The 508-nt window shown below is 66.9% G+C and carries 1 protein-coding gene; it reads left to right on the top strand.

From position 1 onward, the window contains the following. Nucleotides 1–508 (top strand): cysteine--tRNA ligase (locus JNK62_04820; protein ID MBL8158826.1); only part of this gene is annotated, 508 nt, incomplete at both ends.

Genomic DNA, 508 nt, shown 5'->3' with positions numbered 1-508 from the left:
GAATGCCGTCATCTATGCGCGCAACTTCACGGACATCGACGACCGCATCATTTCGCGCGCCGCCGAACTCGGCGAATCCATCGACACGCTCACCGCGCGCTACACCGACATCTACCGCGCCGACATGGCCGCGCTCGGCAATCTGAAGCCGACGCTGGAGCCGACCGCCACCGGCCATATCGGACCCATGTGCGAGATCATCGGGTCGCTGCTCGAAAAGGGCGCGGCGTACAAGGGCTCGAGCGGCGTGTGGTTCTGCGTCGCCGAGGACGCCGACTACGGCAAGCTCTCGCGGCGCACGCAGGACGAGATGCTTTCCGGCACGCGCGTCGAAGCGGAAGACGACAAGAAGCACCCGTCCGACTTCGCGCTCTGGAAAGCGGCGAAACCGGGCGAGCCCGCCTGGGACGCGCCGTTCGGACGCGGCCGCCCGGGCTGGCACATCGAATGCTCCGCGATGATCCGCGCAAATCTCGGCGAGACCATCGACATCCACGGCGGCGGCATC

It is taken from the genome of bacterium, from assembly GCA_016789445.1.
Taxonomy (GTDB): Bacteria; Patescibacteriota; Minisyncoccia; order Phycocordibacterales; family UBA2100; genus UBA10103.
Note: the sequence above shows the minus strand (reverse complement) of the source record. Positions and strands in the feature narration are given on the sequence as shown.